The sequence below is a fragment of the Ferruginibacter lapsinanis genome (assembly GCF_020783315.1).
In the GTDB taxonomy this organism is placed as follows: domain Bacteria; phylum Bacteroidota; class Bacteroidia; order Chitinophagales; family Chitinophagaceae; genus Ferruginibacter; species Ferruginibacter lapsinanis.
On the sequence record NZ_CP086063.1, the window covers coordinates 1,468,259 to 1,484,403 of the forward strand.

Annotated in this window: 15 protein-coding genes; 3 read left to right on the forward strand and 12 right to left on the reverse strand. The window is 37.5% G+C overall.

Features of this window, described 5'->3' with window-relative positions; genetic code table 11:
- The first annotated feature begins 73 nt into the window (after positions 1-73).
- Together gyrB and LK994_RS06445 are read left to right on the forward strand one after the other, a co-directional pair.
- Positions 74-2,053, forward strand: coding sequence for a DNA topoisomerase (ATP-hydrolyzing) subunit B (gene gyrB / locus LK994_RS06440; RefSeq protein WP_229762073.1), 1,980 nt, complete (start codon positions 74-76; stop codon positions 2,051-2,053).
- Between the two features lie 105 nt (positions 2,054-2,158).
- Entirely contained in the window at positions 2,159-2,401 is a 243-nt protein-coding gene (locus tag LK994_RS06445; RefSeq protein ID WP_229762074.1) for a hypothetical protein, read from the forward strand.
- Between the two features lie 56 nt (positions 2,402-2,457).
- On the opposite strand, the gene LK994_RS06450 is transcribed toward LK994_RS06445, so the two are convergent.
- From LK994_RS06450 to LK994_RS06495, 10 genes are all read right to left on the reverse strand, one after another.
- A complete protein-coding gene (locus LK994_RS06450; RefSeq protein ID WP_229762075.1) occupies positions 2,458-2,961 on the reverse strand; it encodes a hypothetical protein in 504 nt (167 codons plus the stop codon).
- A gap of 180 nt (positions 2,962-3,141) precedes the next feature.
- Entirely contained in the window at positions 3,142-5,661 is a 2,520-nt protein-coding gene (mgtA, locus tag LK994_RS06455) for a magnesium-translocating P-type ATPase (protein WP_229762076.1), read from the reverse strand.
- Between the two features lie 182 nt (positions 5,662-5,843).
- A complete protein-coding gene (locus LK994_RS06460; RefSeq protein ID WP_229762077.1) occupies positions 5,844-6,239 on the reverse strand; it encodes a DUF1398 domain-containing protein in 396 nt (131 codons plus the stop codon).
- Between the two features lie 55 nt (positions 6,240-6,294).
- On the reverse strand, positions 6,295-6,861 hold the full coding sequence (locus LK994_RS06465) for a dihydrofolate reductase family protein (protein WP_229762078.1): 567 nt from the start codon (positions 6,859-6,861) through the stop codon (positions 6,295-6,297).
- Between the two features lie 99 nt (positions 6,862-6,960).
- Complete coding sequence (locus tag LK994_RS06470) at positions 6,961-7,386, reverse strand: hypothetical protein (protein ID WP_229762079.1); 426 nt, start codon at positions 7,384-7,386, stop codon at positions 6,961-6,963.
- 476 nt (positions 7,387-7,862) lie between these two features.
- Complete coding sequence (locus tag LK994_RS06475) at positions 7,863-8,570, reverse strand: hypothetical protein (protein WP_229762080.1); 708 nt, start codon at positions 8,568-8,570, stop codon at positions 7,863-7,865.
- Between the two features lie 187 nt (positions 8,571-8,757).
- A complete protein-coding gene (locus LK994_RS06480; RefSeq protein WP_229762081.1) occupies positions 8,758-9,462 on the reverse strand; it encodes a DUF6261 family protein in 705 nt (234 codons plus the stop codon).
- 67 nt (positions 9,463-9,529) lie between these two features.
- Positions 9,530-9,967, reverse strand: a complete 438-nt coding sequence (locus LK994_RS06485; RefSeq protein ID WP_229762082.1) for a hypothetical protein — start codon at positions 9,965-9,967, stop codon at positions 9,530-9,532.
- A 207-nt stretch (positions 9,968-10,174) separates the two neighbouring features.
- A complete protein-coding gene (locus LK994_RS06490; protein WP_229762083.1) occupies positions 10,175-10,690 on the reverse strand; it encodes a hypothetical protein in 516 nt (171 codons plus the stop codon).
- Positions 10,691-10,741: 51 nt separating this feature from the next.
- Complete coding sequence (locus LK994_RS06495) at positions 10,742-11,314, reverse strand: RDD family protein (protein WP_229762084.1); 573 nt, start codon at positions 11,312-11,314, stop codon at positions 10,742-10,744.
- A 281-nt stretch (positions 11,315-11,595) separates the two neighbouring features.
- Here LK994_RS06495 and LK994_RS06500 point away from each other — a divergent pair, with 281 nt between their 5' ends.
- Positions 11,596-13,674, forward strand: a complete 2,079-nt coding sequence (locus LK994_RS06500) for a PKD domain-containing protein (protein WP_229762085.1) — start codon at positions 11,596-11,598, stop codon at positions 13,672-13,674.
- A 622-nt stretch (positions 13,675-14,296) separates the two neighbouring features.
- On the opposite strand, the gene LK994_RS06505 is transcribed toward LK994_RS06500, so the two are convergent.
- Both LK994_RS06505 and LK994_RS06510 read right to left on the reverse strand, forming a co-directional pair.
- Positions 14,297-15,019, reverse strand: a complete 723-nt coding sequence (locus LK994_RS06505) for a hypothetical protein (RefSeq protein WP_229762086.1) — start codon at positions 15,017-15,019, stop codon at positions 14,297-14,299.
- A gap of 224 nt (positions 15,020-15,243) precedes the next feature.
- Complete coding sequence (locus LK994_RS06510; protein WP_229762087.1) at positions 15,244-15,939, reverse strand: hypothetical protein; 696 nt, start codon at positions 15,937-15,939, stop codon at positions 15,244-15,246.
- Between the last annotated feature and the right edge of the window lie 206 nt (positions 15,940-16,145).

Sequence of the window (16,145 nt, forward strand, 5' to 3'; positions counted from 1 at the left end):
CTAAACCCCTTGATTTTCCTTATATTTGCGTGAATATAGATTTTAATAATAGTAAAGAGAATTTACCTTAATTATGAGTACAGAAATTGAAGAAGTAATAGCTCCGTCAAATGGTAGTTATGGAGCAGACAGTATCCAGGTTTTAGAAGGTTTAGAAGCAGTACGGAAACGTCCTGCAATGTATATCGGAGATATCGGTGTAAAAGGGTTGCATCACCTGGTATATGAAGTGGTAGATAACTCGATCGATGAGGCATTAGCCGGCCATTGTAAAAATATTTCAGTTACCATCAATGAAGACAATTCCATCACGGTAGAAGATGATGGTCGTGGTATACCTACCGCCATGCACACCAAAGAAAAAAAGAGTGCATTAGAGGTGGTAATGACCGTGTTGCATGCCGGTGGTAAATTCGATAAAGATTCTTACAAAGTATCGGGTGGTTTGCATGGTGTGGGGGTAAGTTGCGTAAATGCATTAAGCTCTAAACTGCATGTAACCGTAAACAGAGACGGTAAAAGATTTGAACAGGAGTATGCTATCGGCGTACCTCAATATCCGGTAAGAGAAATAGGTAATTCTGATACACATGGTACCAGGGTGCAGTTCTGGCCTGATTTGACCATCTTCACCTCGGGGGTATACAATCGTGAAATTTTAGAAGGTCGTTTACGTGAGTTATCTTTCTTAAACAGAAAGATAACCATTCATATCAGTGATCTGAGAGAAAAAGATGATGATGGTAAAACATACAGCAAAACTTTTTACAGCGAAGGCGGTATCGTTGAGTTTGTAGAAATGCTGGATAAAAATGCCAATCGTCAAACCTTATTACCTACCGTAATTTATTGCGAAGGAAGAGATGAAGCAACCAATGTTGCAGTGGAAGTGGCGATGTTGTACAACACGGGCTATCAGGAACATCTGTTCAGCTATGTAAATAATATCAACACCATTGAAGGTGGTACGCATGTGGCGGGCTTCCGTCGTTCTATTACCAGGGTATTTAAAAGCTATGGTGAAAAAGAAGGCATGTTTGAAAAAGCCAAAGTAGAAATTGAAGGAGATGATTTCAGAGAAGGATTGAGTGCGATCATTTCTGTGAAAGTACCTGAGCCGCAATTTGAAGGACAAACAAAAACAAAATTAGGTAACAGTGAGGTGATGGGTGTGGTAGATACCACATTAAGCCGTGTATTGACCGCATTTTTGGAAGAAAATCCAAAAGATGCTAAAACCATCATCCAAAAAGTAATATTAGCCGCACAGGCAAGAGCAGCTGCTAAAAAGGCCCGTGAAATGGTACAACGTAAGAGTGTACTTACCGGCGGCGGTTTACCGGGTAAACTGGCAGATTGCAGTGATAAAGATCCACATCGTTGTGAGTTATACCTGGTGGAAGGGGATTCGGCAGGTGGTACGGCCAAGCAAGGCAGAGACAGAAGTTACCAGGCCATTCTTCCTTTACGTGGTAAAATTCTGAACGTAGAAAAAGCAATGGAACATAAGATCTACGACAATGAAGAGATCAGAAATATGTTCACTGCACTGGGTGTAAAAATTGGCACACCGGAAGATCCGAAAGCACTAGATACCTCCAAACTGCGTTATCATAAACTGATCATCATGACGGATGCCGATGTGGATGGTAGTCATATTGCCACATTGATATTGACCTTTATTTTCCGTTATATGCAGGCAATGGTAGAGCAAGGCTTTGTATATATTGCCCAGCCGCCTTTATACCTTGTTAAAAAAGGAAAGGATCAGGATTATGCATGGACAGATGAAGAACGTAAAGCATTGATCGCTAAATTCGGACAAGGTAAGGATGACAGCGTTACAACGCAACGTTATAAAGGTTTGGGTGAAATGAATGCAGAACAATTATGGGAAACTACCATGAACCCTGCTACCAGAACCTTGAAACAAGTTACTATCGAAAGTGCTGCAGAAGCTGACAGAGTATTTAGTATGCTGATGGGTGATGAAGTTCCTCCACGTAGAGAGTTCATCGAAACACATGCGAAATACGCTAAGATCGACGTTTAATTATCTCATTTTATTAGAATGATATAAGGGGGTAACATTTGTTACCCCCTTTTTTATGCGATCAAATCTGGCATAGTATTTTCGGCTGTTTTTATATAAATATCAATGATGGCGCACAGAGATATTTTTTTAGTTATTGGGGTAACTTTTTACTTGTTTGTATATAACCTGTTGTTGCAATTTGAAAACACTCTTCACTATGCAACGCTGATGTTGTTGTTTTCTCCGTTGTTGATCTGTTGGATGGTATATACGGTTTTAAAGCATGGTAAATACAATGGGAAAAAATTAGATAAAGACGAATTTGGTTATCAGGATAAAAGCAAGGCAGACCTTAAGATGTTTTAAGTTGCCTTGATTGCAGGTAAAATGCCGCTTACATTTCAGATGGTGAGAGGATTTTTTTATTTAAAAGAATAGCTATCCACTATTTCATAACCGAGTATTCCTTTGATTGTAACTATTTCAATACTGTCTGCGAGCCTGATATTTACCTTTTCACTATTTGCAAAAACTAATTGTTTGTTGAGGTTTTTATAAGAGACCCTTATAGACTGCGGCTTATTATTTTTACTCCGATTATACATTGCTGATTTTTTTAAAATCGCTAATGTTGTTGTTTGGGTTGTGCCTGCACTTATGTAATAGTTCAATGCCAATATTGAAAAATAGGTGATTGGCGATAGATAAATGAAGTTCATTACACTAATTTCAATAGTTGATTCTTTTGTTGAGTTAAATACTTTTAGTGTGATTGGTAAAATTATCAACGGTATAATTAAAGTTAACGCTCCTAATATCTTCCAGTTAATAAAGGTTTGTCTGTACAGATCGATACCCCAAATGATCAGGGATACCAATATGGCCATAATAATTAACGGAACCCATTTATCTTTAAATTGTTTCATGGTGAATATAGTTGCCGGTTAAATTAAACAGATTTTGAATTACAAAAATTAAACTTTTAAATTGTTTTCAGTAATTGTTTTTCTTCCGGTGAACATTTTCACCTGTGCTTTATGCCGATCTTGTAAGACGGTAATCTGAACAAGTAGTATACGGCCAGATTACTTCTATGTCAGTCTCCCCTAAGTGTTTCGATATTTTTTAAAGAACCAAACCTTTAACAGGTCAGCAGTAATAATATACACAGCAACAATGAACAGCATTGCTCCCAAATTGATCAATGGTAAAGGAGCTAAACCAATATCAACGGCAAATGGTAAGTAGGGTAAAACAAGTGTTAGCACTAATCCCATAACACTTAAGCTGAACAAATATTTTCCCGGTTTGCTTTTGAAGAAATTTTTATGTGTGCGGATGATGAATAAAATAAACAACTCTGTCAGGATAGATTCAATGAACCAGCCGGTTTGAAATGCAGATTCTTTTACTTTTAACACATATAAAAGTGTGAGAAAAGTGATCACATCAAATACAGAACTATGGATGCCGAATATTACCATGTAGTTGCGGATAAATTTCAGGTTCCACTTACCGGGTCGGTTCAATTGCTCCTGGTCAACATTATCAGAAGCAACGGTAAGGTAGGGGAAGTCTGTAATAAAATTCATCAATAAAATTTGTTTGGGCAACATCGGCAAAAACGGCAACAGCAATGAAGCAACAGCCACACTGAACATATTACCAAATGTTGACCCTGTATTAATGAATATATATTTTAAAGTATTGGCAAAAGTTTTTCTGCCCTCTTTAATGCCATCTACCAAAACCATTACACTCTTTTCCATTAATACAAAATCAGCCGCTTCCCTGGCCACGTCTACAGCATTTTCTACAGAGATACCTACATCAGCCGCGTTGATAGCAGCAACATCATTGATGCCATCGCCAATATAAGCAACAGTATATGATTTTCTTAATGCGATAATAATGCGTTCTTTTTGCTGTGGTTCTACTTCTGCAAAAATATGCGTATGTCTTACCTGGTGAATCAATGCTTCAGGGCTGGTCTTTAAAACCTGCTCACCGGTAAGGATCGTCGGATTTACAATACCGATCTTCAGCGCTATAGATCGGGCAACATTTTTATTATCACCCGTAATTATTTTTAAACCAACATGTAATTTATGCAGTTCATTGATGGTTTCGGGCATACCTTCTTTTACAGGGTCTTGCAATAAAATGAAGCCGGCAAATATCATAGCTGTTTCATCGGTAATGCTGATACTGTCGTTGGTCATCGTTTTGTAACAAATGGCAATTGCCCGGAGCCCGTCTATACCAAATAGCTCAAATCTTTTTGCAACGGCTGCTTTGTGTAATTCAATGTCTTCAATGTTATCATTACCAGATCGTATTGAAGAACAGATCTCTATTATCTGATCAAAAGCCCCCTTGGTGATCAGTAATTTTTCGTTGCCGGTTTTAACGGCTATGCTCAATCTCTTTCGGAGAAAGTCATAGGGGATCTCCCCGATCTTTTCAGGCGTGGTGGTGGAGGTTATTTTTAATTGCTTCAATGCTTCATCAATCGGGTTGGCGTATCCGCTTTCGAATGTTGCATTCCAAAAAGCAAGTTGTTTTACATTTTCATTTTCTTGTCCGAAACCATCGGTGATGCCGGTAATGTTGATACTTCCTTCTGTAATGGTTCCGGTTTTGTCGGTACATAATAAATTTACTTCTCCAAGATTTTGAATAGAGGATAATTTTTTTACGATCACTTTTTTCTCCAACAGTCTTTTTGCGCCGGCACTCATGGCAATAGTAGTAATGGCGGGCAATAATTCGGGAGCCATACCTATAGCCAATGCCAGTGCAAACAGTGCAGACTCTATAGGGCTTTTGTGGTTGACCAGGTTAATGACCAAGATAAAAACAGAAAGCACCAGGGTGATCTTCATCAGAAAAAAACCAAAGTCTTTGATGCCTTTTTCAAAAGTGGTTTCTACTGTTTTGGATGCACTTTGAGCAATGCTGCCAAAAATTGTATTGTCGCCTGTTTGAATCACCAATGCTTTTGCATTGCCGCTTACAATATTTGTTCCTTCCCAGAGGCAATTGGTTCTTTTTGAGAGTTCAGTGTTCTCATCCAGTATACCAACTTGTTTTCTTACCGGATAAGACTCACCCGTTAAACTGGCCTCATTGGCATGCAGCTCATTGCTCTCTATCAGTAAACAATCGGCGGGTATCATATCGCCTGCTTTGAATACAAGCACATCGCCGGTTACTATTTTTGAAGAATTGATCTCAATCGTTTGGCCATCTCTTATAACATTAGTTTTTAAAGATATCAGCGATTGCAGTTTCTCCACAACTCTGCCTGCATTTCTCTCCTGGAAAAAGCTGAGTAAGCCGGTAGAAAGAACGATGAACAGTATGATAAAGACATCGGAAGTATCACCAAGGAATGCAGACAGAATTACTGCGCCAATCAGCAAAAGCATTAAAGGGCTTTTAAATTGCCCGATAAATAATTTTATATCTTTTGATAAATGCGATTGCGGTTTTGTGTGATTGCCCGATCTGAGTAGTGTGGCTTCAGCGGTTGTTTGAGATATACCTTTTTCAGTACTATTTAATTGTTTGAACCAATAGCCGGTATCAAATTGCCAGAATTTATTTTCGGTAGTAGCCTGCATAAGGTTGGTTGTTTATTTTGTTTACCTTTTCCTGATGCGTACAAAGTGGTTAACTTGTGTTGATTGTTGCAATGATCTATTACAACCAAGTTATAAAATAAAAAGAACAAGTTGGTAATTTCTTTCGGGCAATGTTCTCTTATGCTGTTACAAACTAAGGGGAGCTACTGTTGTTGAAAAAACTACCCCGGAGTAGGTATCTGTTCTTCCAGCATTTTATTATTCAATTTATCGTAGTACGTGCAGGTCATCAGATCCATATCTACCGTCCATTTTTCAACGCCGGTTTGTGCAGAGTGATTACAAAATGCTGCATAATCTGTTTGGCCCCGTTGATGGCTTTTTAAATAATGTTTGAAACGCTCTTTATCACTGATGTTGGCTATTTTTAATGCAGCATACTTGCGTTTGGTTTTAACTTGATAATCGTTGTCGCCCAAAAAAACGGTGTGCCCGTCTCTCACATATGTGTGGTATTTTTTAACGCCTAATTTTTTAATTTCCTGTATATATAAGGGAAAATCGGCTCCACTCTTAACTTTAGAATGTGCTTCTTTAATTGATGCCAGTTCAAACATTATGTACTCGTTTTTATTTCAACAAAGGTAGAGAATTTCTTAACGGTCAATTTGGTTACAATTTTTCATAGTGAAGTGCAATTACACCACACGGAAAAGTTTTAGATTCTACCAGTTTTAATTTAGTGGTTTCGGTTACATTTTTAAATAGCGGCATCCCTTTTCCTAATATAATAGGATTTACAAAAAGCCAGAACTCATCGATCAGTCCTTCATTTAATAAGGACTGCGAAGCACTTGGACTGCCGAATATTAAAATATTTTTTCCTTCCCGGTTTTTTATTTTATTAATGTTGTCTGTAAGTTGGTTGCTGATAATTGTAGTGTTGGTAAGCCCGGCCTCAGTAATTGTTGTTGATAATACAACTTTTGAAACTTTGTTGTACCAGGTTGAGTGCTCAATGTCGTGTTTGCTTGCGTTTGGTTTTTCGCCTGCTGTTGGCCAATAACTTTGCATCATTTCATACGTTACCCGTCCATAGAGTGCGGTGTCTGCCTGGGCTGTCATTGTAGCAACAAAGTCAAACAGATCAGTATCTAATTTAACCCAACTCAGTTCTCCGTTAGGTCCTGCAACAAAACCATCAAGTGTTGTGTGCATAAAGAAAATTAACTTTCTCATTTAGTATAATTTTTACTGTATAATTTTTTGTTTGTTAATGTTTGCAAGGGTGTTAAACTGCCATTGCAAGCAAACCCACGTTACCGGTAAGTACCATTATTATTTGTTTTTTAATTCTAACAGTAAGTCCTGCCAATATTTTTTTGTCAATACACCAACATAAAACCGTCCTGATACTATAAAGTGAATGAATAACCAAAGTAAAAAAATTGCTTGTCCGTAAAATATAGGAATTTGTGAGTCTTCGCTTTTCCCAATTCTAAATGTTGTTGTTGATATGGCCGGGCTAAATGAAAGTAAACTGAACATTCCAATCAGAAGTGTTACCCCTAAAGCAACAACACCTACCGTATGATTTTTGAAAAGTAAAAAATAATTGATTGGCAAAAAAATAAGACCGACGATATGCTGCCATGAAAATATTGTATCAGTTGTTGAAACTGTCCAAATTAAATTGATGGCAGAGATTGTCAAAATAATGAGTGGAATAAAGTCTAAATAGTATTTTATTTTTTCTTTTGTCAAGGGGTAGTTATTTTAAGTTGTTTGCGAATCTTTGCCTTGGTTCGTGCCCTCAAGAATCATTCGCTAAGTTAAAACTCCATAATCATATCTTTCAAAAAATAAAATCATTTTTATCCTGTTCAAAGTATTGGGCAGATGGATATATATAATCACAGGGAGCATCTAATTTAAAAAATGTATCTAAATTTGAAATAGGAACACCGATAAAGGTAGAAAAGAAATGACAGGACTATTCCAACGATTAGCAATATGGGCTGCAATAATAACAATTATAGTGGCAATTATTGGATGGATTGCAGGTATCGTAAATATGTGGCCATTCTATAGGATAATGGTTATTATAATATTTTCTCTTTCTATTATTGCAATAATATTAGGGTATGTTGAAAAAGACAAAAAATAATTTATCTATTTTTTTAATCATAATGGTCTAACAGGTATAATAGTTATCTGAGGACACGAGCCAAGGCGAGGACTTATAAATAATAATCTTTTTCAACTTCCCATGTAAAGGGTTCAATAAAAGTAGTGAGCTTTTTTAACTTTGTTATTTTAAAACTCCTCCATTTAACTTTTGATTTATCTGACGAAACATTGCCGACTTCGATCTTGACTTTTTTTGTAAGGAAGTTATAGCTTCTGTTTTCCATTTCTCCGGTATTGCGCTGAATAGCATTGCAATCGGCACCAATGAGGATAAATTGATTGCCTTGATACCGGAATTTGTATGAATTATTGGATGCTCCCCAACCACCCATATTCATGAAAATTTGGAAATCTATTTTTAAAACTTGATGTGAAATTGAAATTCCCTGGTAAGGTTCTTCCATATATGGGTCGTCATGGCTTAGAATGAATGTATTGCTTTGTGCAACAAAATCATATTGCTTTGAAGAGGCATTATAAAAGGAAATGATCAATATCCTGGGTTGAGATAAAATCGTATCTGAGTAATTTTCAGATTGCTTTACCAGCGTGATGGTGTCTTTATATTTTATCACAAGGCATAGATCATTCATGTGGTCATTATTGAGGTCGCCTTTGGCAGAGTCTAACAGCACCCAGTTTTTGGGAATAAGATCCGCTATATTTTTTCCGTGTGACGCAATAATGGGATAACTAAAATTTTGTCCGAAACCAGGACAGAAACAATGGAGGAATACTATTGTTAAAAGTTGTTTCATTAGATGGTACTTAACATTTGCATTTATACTATTACCCAAAAACAATCTACAAAATTTGTATTGTTATTGTGTCAATGCAATTTATTGGTTTTTTGTATAAATAAGGGCAGTCTGTAAAAACCTGCACATTACATTAAGAAGATCATGGAGTATGTTTTCCTGCAACATGATCCCCCGGTGAAGCCCTTCAACTTTTGTTCTTTCGTGCAAGCATCTCGTTATATTCATCAATAAGGCCATTCAGCGATGCAACCACCGTAACAAAAGGCTCAGCATCCGTATTAATTATATAATGAGCATTTATAGCATCCCGTAATTTATAATAAGCACTGTTTGCCTGAAGGCGTTTTTCTTTAAAACTAGCCGGATTTTTATTGCTCTGTTCTATGGCACGTTGCAGGTATTTATCTGCAAAACTATTATTGGCATTTTCCAGGTCTGTTTGCCAGGAGCCGAGGTTGAGTGCTGCTATTGCTGCTGAAAGTTCGGGGACATTCTTCCAGTCTTCAATAATATTGCGGATGCTGGCTGTTTCGCTTTGGTAGTTATCGGCAACAACATTGCCAAACAAAGCAAGGTGCGAAACTAAAACAGTGGCATGGTGTTCTATAACAGGGTTTTGGCTATGAGTGTAGCCTCGTGCTATAGCCGAAATACCTCTCAAAGCCTTGCCACGCAGCAGGTCGAAATTTTCGAGTTCAGCCGTAATAGTACTGGCGGTTGGTATTTTGAACAGTGCTTCCAGCTCGCTGCCTGCCAATACCAATGCATTGTATTCCTTTTCTACCTGTAAGGTGGCGGGGTTGTTTTGATGAACGATGTTTATGGTGTCCTGAAAAAATTGAGCGCATTCGGTATTGCGAAGATTATATAGTGGTATACCCTTGATCATATATTATTATGGATTAACTGCTGTTTGAAAATAAAAGATCGTATCCGCTTGTAGCGGATATGTTACTTTAGGTTAAAAGAAGCTTTCCGCCATTAGCGGATGTGTTGCTTTGAGTTGTGGGAAGCTTTCCGCTATAGGCGGATATGTTGCTTTGAGTTGTGGGAAGCTTTCCGCCATTAGCGGATGTGTTGCTTTGGGTTGTGGGAAGCTTTCCGCTATAGGCGGATGTGTTGCTTTGAGTTGTGGGAAGCTTTCCGCTATAGGCGGATGTGTTGCTTTGGGTTGTGGGAAGCTTTCCGCTATAAGCGGATGTGTTGCTTTGAGTTGTGGGAAGCTTTCCGCTATAGGCGGATGTGTTGCTTTGAGTTGTGGGAAGCTTTCCGCTATAGGCGGATGTGTTGCTTTGAGTTGCAGGAAGCTTTCTACCTGATAAAACTTCCTCCTCCGGTAACAGAGCGGTAAAGCACCGGGTGTTTACAGGTAACGAAGGGATTAAAAAAGACATACTGTTAGATTTTAATTGTTTTACAATAAAAATTTGAACAGGATGAGGTTTAATGATTTGTAATGGTACTGTCCCGGTGGGGTTTCTACAATGGGTACTTATAGTTAAAAAACGTTTCTGTGGAATTCCCGCCGGGACGTAACTATGTATTCTTTGGTAATATTAAATTCCATGAGTGTTTAGAACCTTTCCTTTATCTCGAAACTACTATTGATTGATCTTTAAATTTTCTGCCAGCCATTCATCTATCTTTCCTTCTTCATCACTTTTGATCAGCTTTTCCATTTTCTTATCTCTTTTAATTCCTTTGCCGGTTTTGTAAACGGCTATCATATCACGTAAAGCAGCTCTGTGCTTTGCTCTCATATCTTTGGAGTAATTATTTTCAAGAACATATCTTGCTGAGGCAGACATATACAATACCAACATGCCCTCATTCTTTTTCTCAAAATCCATAATGGTTGGATTGATCTCAACATTTACAGTAGGGCTTCCGTTGATCCATGTCAAAAGAAATGCAGCTACCATTTTTCGTTTATCGGTTTGCTCATTCAATGGCGTTTCTTTCAGCCATTTTGCGCCATCTATAACATCTTTTTCAAATTTGGTATAATCCGCTGCCGTTTTAAATTCATAGTGTTGCGGTACTTCAAAATTCTGGCCATAAAGGGTATTGCTCAAAATGCTCATAATAAGCATACATACTAAGGTGCTTTTTTTCATACTGTATTGTTTTAACTGTTAGGTATTTTGGATTGTTTGGTGGTGGTTGTTTTATGTAGTTGGTGAGTTTTTTCGAACAACGAACGTTTGTCCGATCCTGTCGTGAAGTGTTCGTCGTTTTGAATCACTGAACAGGAATATGATATCGGTAATATAAACGATTGAAATAGCCACTGAATAAAAATTCATATCAATGATACTGCTTGAAAGTTTGGAGTATCCATCTAAAGAGCGGGTTGTTGCAAACTCCGGCATCTGAAAGACAAGATATGCTACGATCAATGAATATATTCCGGGCAATATGTGAAAGATATTTCTCATCAGGGAATGGCTAAGTTGTATTTTTTGAAATTCATAATTCAGCACAGAAATTTTCATCGCCATCTTTCCTACTGTTGCGCCATATTTAAATTCTAAGAGCGGTTTGTATACTATACCGATAATGCCAACAATGAACATGAGCGGCAGGCTTTTCCAATAATTATTATTAAACATATTTAGAATAACGATCGGACTTAGCACAAGCATATCAATTACACTGCCCCAAACACGTTGCATAAATGTGGCGTATATATGATCAGGATACTCAAAGTCTTCTAAAAAATTCTGCTCATTTCCATTCATAAAAATTCATTTTGTTGTGTTAGTTATATCAATCGAAGATAAAAGATTACCGCCAACTAATGAAGCGTTGCGAAATAAAGTAGTAGGTAAGTTTTAAAATTGATCCACTACTCAAAATAATGGCTGTGGCGGGAAGCTTGATTTCTCCGTTTTTGTTTGTGAGGATATGAGCCAAACTGAAGTGGCTTAAACGTTAAGCCGTTTATCAAACAAAAAAAATGAGGTAAATTACATTGTGTATTTTTATCCCGGGTATAAAGCGTAAACCAAAATTTTGCTCTGTGACAGTAACCGAAAAAAATAATGATTTATTGATCGGGAATTTGTTTTCTGCGATAAGCAGTTATGGCAAAGCTAAATTTGGTATTCATCTCTTTCTTATCTTCAATTGTATCATCATTGCATCAAATTGCTTTTCGCAATCAAGAGATTTTTTTGTTCGTCATGGCAACAATATTGCATCGGTTACTTGTGGTGAGATGATTTTTGCGCCACTTACCACCGCAGAAAACAGAACAACAAAAGGAGCCGGTGCTGTATGGATAAAAAAACCAATTGACCTCCGGCAGCCTTTTGATATAAGTTTTGTAACGGAATTTAATTCACTGATCGGAACTGACGGAGGCGCTTTTGTTTTAACAGCAGATTCGGCAAGCGTAGGGAACAGTAATGACGGACTTGGTTTTGAGGGTATCAACAAATCTGTTGCAGTAACATTCGATCCTGTGATAAACAGCGAAGACAATGATCCTTCATTTGTACATATTGCCATCCAGGCCAATGGAGATGTGAATCATAGTAGCATTAATAATCTTGCCGGCCCGGTTTCTTTTGAAAGCCTGTATCAAAATATTTCAGGAGTAAGACGCTTTAGTCATATTATAAAGATCAGTTGGGATCCGGTGGCAAGATCACTGACTGCTTACATAGAAGGCGTAAAGTATGTTTCTGCTCAATATGATCTTATTCAAAAAATATTTGATGGTAACCCAAATGTTTATTTTGGATTTACTGCCTCCAATACGCAGTTGCAATATTTTCCACCCCGGGCCGAGATAGAATTTGGTTATATCCGTTTTTCTTTTGGCACCGTTGTTCCAAAATATAGCGCATCTCCCGAACCCGATACTTGTTTTGGTAAGCCCATTACTTTTTCAGACAACTCTACTTATTTTTCAGAAAATATTTATAGTAATACAGATCAATTCAAGTGGTATTGGGATTTTGGTGATGGCACAAAGTTCAATGGAAAAGATCCGCCGCCTCATTATTACCCCGGCCCCGGATCATACAAATTTCAATATACAGTTACCAATCAGATAGGGTGCACTTCCGATACTTTTCATAGACTGATCACACTTGGCTCTCCGCCTGTTGCAGATTTCAGCAATACACCGGCCTGTTCCAATTCGGTAACGAGTTTTTTAGATATGTCTACCTCTATGGTAGGGGCGCCGGTGGTATGGGAATGGGATTTTGATAATAATGGGATGAAGGGAAATAAGATGAATGACAATACTGTTTACAGCCGGTCAGGAACAAGAGCTGTTTCGGTTAAGATCCGTACAGAATATGGTTGTGAAGCAACCATTACTAAAACCATTACTGTTGCCGAAAGGCCTTCTGTAAATTTCAGTTATCAGAAAGATTGCGAAGGAAATGTTCAATTCACTTCATTGGTTCAAAACAATCTGCCAATTGATGCATGGCACTGGGATTTTAATGATCATACCGGTTCTTTTGATAAAGACCCATCGCATTTCTTCTTCAGGAACGGTATTTATCAAACAGCATTATTTGCAGTATCTGATAAGGGTTGTGTATCTGACACCATCACAAAACCGATCCTTATTAATAAGATCTATCCATTTGCAGGAAATGATACGATCATAGCTGTAGGTCAGCCATTTCAATTACATGCGTTGGGTGGGGGCACTTATTCATGGTCTCCTTCAGAAGGATTAAGTAATGTTGCCATAGCAGATCCTGTGGTAAAACTCGATCATGATCAGGCCTATTATCTTACAATAACAAACAGTGCTGGTTGTATCGCATCAGATACCATCCGTATAAAAGTGTATGATAGTGTTGCCGTTTATGTTCCCAATGCATTCACCCCTAATCATGACGGATTGAATGATGTTTTACATGCTATTGCTCCGGGGTATACGGTAAACTATTTTGCGGTATACGACCGTCATGGAAAACTTGTTTTCCAGACGCATGATGCCAATGCTGGCTGGGATGGAAATTTTAATGGCACTCCTCAATACGAAGGTGCTTATGTATGGTTGGTAAAAGCTACTAACTATCGAGGCTATAGTGTAGTGAAAAAAGGGAGTGTAATATTGGTGCGGTAGGTTTGTTGGGGGATGAATGAGGCTGAACGCTTTTTAATTTGTCGGTTTATTTATGTGGAAACCTCGACGGGACAATACCACTTGCAACAATATTTTTGTTTTACACGGCCTTACTCTTACCTTAAGTCTTCATTCATATTCAAGACAAAAGCTAAAACTGTTGATAGCACATAAATTATATAAAGAATGTAAGGAACCTTCTCAAAAATTAAGTTTTTATTGATTAGTGAAATAATAGAAAGTAGTAAGAAAAACAGAAAAGTATACAAAGCGAAATTCCAAAAATGACTTTGAGAGATTATTGTAAAAAGTCTTGTATGAAAGGCATCGTCGATTACATTTAGAATTAGACAGACAAATACTATTAAATATACTATTCCGTTAAATCTTTTTATTTTCTGAATATAATTCACTTAAAATTATTTAGTTTGTCCCGGCGGGGTTTTCACAATTGATACTTCAAATTAAACACATTTCTGTGAAACCATGCCGTTGAATACTTGGCTAATGGTTCCTGTTGGCCGGAGGCCAGACAGGGGCCATCTAATTAAGAAAATGTTTTTACATTCGAAATAGGAACACCGACAACGGCACAAAAACCTGATGTTAGCTGTTGTTTTGTTTACCGTTTGGACTTTTGTTTCCAAAAATAATTTTCTTTTAAGCTGTCTGTTTCTAAAAAGCTATATTGATTAAAGTAAAATTTCCGTACAGCTTTTTTTAAATCTGCAATGTTATGGTAGCTGCCACCCATTTGTACAGCATTCGGTGTCCCTTCTTGTAAATGCCAATAAACACTGTCTTTCTCGTCCGCAGATAGATATGCTGGGTCTAAGTCATTGCCTAAATGATTTGGTTCAAATTGTTCTGCATAAACAACAAAGATTTCTCTGCCTGATTGTGAATATATTATTGTGTCAATAAACGCAGAAACAACTTTGATCCCACCTGTCTCTCTGTTTCTTAATGCGATGAGAGAGTCAATTTGTACTGCAATGCGTAAACTGTCCGCTACAAAAATATTTTGGCTGAAGGGTCTTGGATACTTTGCAGTTAAGTCTGGCGTCCGATTGTAATTAATATGATGAACAAGTCCCTCTGTTGCCATAATTGTCATTGGAAGTCCAAGAAGTAAGAATAGAAAAGTGTCTGCGTATTTTTTGATTTGTCGAATATGAAAAAGAATTATTGTCAAAGAGACAAGAAATAGAATGAGGGAAGTGTAACCAAGCCCGTCAAAAAAATCACCAAGTCCGCTGCCCCCATGACCTGTAAACAATTTGTAAATGGAATACAAAAGTCCAAGTCCTAAAATTGTCACTAAAAATTTTGTAGAGAGTTTCATATTCGAGGGTTAAAATAACAGCTAACGTGCCGGGGCTTAGCGAAGTTGGGGATTTTATAACTGTCCGCCCGGAACCGATGCTGAATTTATAATTAAAAATTTGAAGTTGCGTACAACTGCCCGGTGATGTTGTGTCGGCCCGGAACCAATGATGATAATGATAAAATGTTGAAGCTAAGATTGTCCAGCCCCAATTTTGCTAAACAACATGTTGTATGCCGTTTTTATAGTTCCGATTTTACTAATTCATAAATCTGTTTGATTCGTTTCATACTTTCCTGTGTTAGCCAAATTGCTGAAACATTTATGTCATCAAAATGAAAGTCAACCCATGTCTGAACTGTTACTGTTTGTGATGACGATGGTACTGGCATTTGTGTATTGGGGTCTACAGGAACACCGCCAATGAAAACACCAGGACCAAAACGAACGCCTGAAGGATTCCAATTAACATTTCCGCCTCCTTTTATTTCTACATTAACTCTCTTGGTTTCTTGTCGTGTTTGCGGGACTAAATTGTCATGTTTGTTTTCATTATTTAACTTGTTGAACTGTGTCAACCATTGATTTTCTGCTTTAATATAAGGTTGTTCCTGTTCTAAAATGTCATACACTTTCTTATTGTTTATATCCAACTCTGGGTAAGACTTTTTCATAACACCTTCAAACGAGTTCTTGTCAGACCTAATAGGGAAATAAAGAATATCACCTTTATTGGCTCTTGGACAATACTTATCTACAATATCGTGAGCAATGTAATCAAGTACGGAACGAAGATTTCCAAAAAAGTCTTTTATGTCTATTCGTAAGTCCGCATGAATCGTTTGACTATGAAGTGATTTTTCATACTCTTCGATTATTTTCGGCAGAGCTTTTTCTGCTCTTGCAAGCAATGCTTCTATGTCTGATTTTCTACTCATAAAGTGTCTGTTTAAAATGGCATACAACGACCAGGTATTACCGAAGGTTTGGAATTAGTATTCCGTCAGCCCCGGTACAAATGCCGATTTGAATTATTTTGTTGAAGATAACAACTACCGTCGATTGTTGCTGTGTCTGCCCGAACCGAAGATGAATAGCGCACAAACTGCACATTGTTATTCCGTCTGCCAAACTTTTGGTAATG

Excerpts from the sequence above, each read along its gene's own strand:
- LK994_RS06490 (WP_229762083.1), bottom strand. The coding sequence starts at position 10,690 with ATGAAAAAAAGCACCTTAGTATGTATGCTTATTATGAGCATTTTGAGC.
- LK994_RS06495 (WP_229762084.1), bottom strand. The coding sequence starts at position 11,314 with ATGAATGGAAATGAGCAGAATTTTTTAGAAGACTTTGAGTATCCTGAT.
- LK994_RS06505 (WP_229762086.1), bottom strand. The coding sequence starts at position 15,019 with ATGAAACTCTCTACAAAATTTTTAGTGACAATTTTAGGACTTGGACTT.
- mgtA (WP_229762076.1), bottom strand. The coding sequence starts at position 5,661 with ATGCAGGCTACTACCGAAAATAAATTCTGGCAATTTGATACCGGCTAT.
- LK994_RS06460 (WP_229762077.1), bottom strand. The coding sequence starts at position 6,239 with ATGTTTGAACTGGCATCAATTAAAGAAGCACATTCTAAAGTTAAGAGT.
- LK994_RS06450 (WP_229762075.1), bottom strand. The coding sequence starts at position 2,961 with ATGAAACAATTTAAAGATAAATGGGTTCCGTTAATTATTATGGCCATA.
- LK994_RS06475 (WP_229762080.1), bottom strand. The coding sequence starts at position 8,570 with ATGAAACAACTTTTAACAATAGTATTCCTCCATTGTTTCTGTCCTGGT.
- LK994_RS06480 (WP_229762081.1), bottom strand. The coding sequence starts at position 9,462 with ATGATCAAGGGTATACCACTATATAATCTTCGCAATACCGAATGCGCT.
- gyrB (WP_229762073.1), top strand. The coding sequence starts at position 74 with ATGAGTACAGAAATTGAAGAAGTAATAGCTCCGTCAAATGGTAGTTAT.
- LK994_RS06485 (WP_229762082.1), bottom strand. The coding sequence starts at position 9,967 with ATGTCTTTTTTAATCCCTTCGTTACCTGTAAACACCCGGTGCTTTACC.
- LK994_RS06445 (WP_229762074.1), top strand. The coding sequence starts at position 2,159 with ATGATGGCGCACAGAGATATTTTTTTAGTTATTGGGGTAACTTTTTAC.
- LK994_RS06465 (WP_229762078.1), bottom strand. The coding sequence starts at position 6,861 with ATGAGAAAGTTAATTTTCTTTATGCACACAACACTTGATGGTTTTGTT.
- LK994_RS06510 (WP_229762087.1), bottom strand. The coding sequence starts at position 15,939 with ATGAGTAGAAAATCAGACATAGAAGCATTGCTTGCAAGAGCAGAAAAA.